Annotated in this window: 1 protein-coding gene; it reads left to right on the top strand. The window is 67.9% G+C overall.

Features of this window, described 5'->3' with window-relative positions; translation table 11 throughout:
• Positions 1–309: 309 nt before the first annotated feature.
• Positions 310–603 (top strand): hypothetical protein, encoded by a 294-nt coding sequence (locus tag ABEA43_RS67825; protein ID WP_345581607.1) that lies wholly within the window; start codon positions 310–312, stop codon positions 601–603.
• Positions 604–761: the final 158 nt, after the last annotated feature.

The raw sequence follows: 761 nt of genomic DNA, 5'->3' as shown, positions 1-761 counted from the left end.
CTCGTCTCCACGGCACTTCTTCTGGTGAGGGCCCCGCCGGCTTGGCCGGCGGGGCCCTCATTGTGCTGTCCGGCCCCTTTCCGATGGGGGCGGTTATATGCGATGGCGGGGCGGTTGTTTGTCATGCGCGGGCCTCGTGTCGGGCAAATGTCGGCAATTCCGGTTTGTTCGTTTTTCGGCCGGATATATGCAGGATGCGGGGGATTGGTGAACGATCGCCCGTGGCGTTTCCTCCGGTCATCGGTTTTATCGGCCGGCTGTCCGGGGGGCGCGGGAACGGGGCAATCGATCCTTTAGGGGGAAAACGCAATGCCCAAGCTCAAGAGTGTTATCGCAGGCCTCGCCATCAGCACGGCGCTGACCGGCGGCGTGGTGAGCGCGGGTGCGGCCACGACCGCGGCCAGCGCGGGCGCTGCCACCCAGGTCAGCACCGGCTCCTCCACCCTGACCGGGTGCCACTCCTGGCGCCGCTGCGGCGGCGGCTGGGGCTGGGGCCGCGGCTGGGGCGGCGGCTGGCGCCGCAACCACCACAAGGGGTTCGGCCGGATCCGGATCGTCGTCATCAACAGGAATCACAACAACAATGGCCACGGCAGGTGGTAGGGCTTGGGCCACAGCCTGAGTCTGTGGCGCGTCTCCCGCGCCGCCCAGGAGTCCACGCACCGCGCTGAACTCCGGCCATAAAGCCTGAGTGCCCGTATTCACCGGGGACGGCGTCCGCCCACACGGCAGACACCGACCCCACCGAATACGGGCACTCG

Origin of the sequence: Nonomuraea rosea (assembly GCF_039539705.1) — a bacterium.
Lineage (GTDB): Bacteria > Actinomycetota > Actinomycetes > Streptosporangiales > Streptosporangiaceae > Nonomuraea > Nonomuraea rosea.
Note: the sequence above shows the minus strand (reverse complement) of the source record. Positions and strands in the feature narration are given on the sequence as shown.

Coding starts and splice junctions, on each gene's coding strand:
- ABEA43_RS67825 (WP_345581607.1), top strand. CDS start 310: ATGCCCAAGCTCAAGAGTGTTATCGCAGGCCTCGCCATCAGCACGGCG.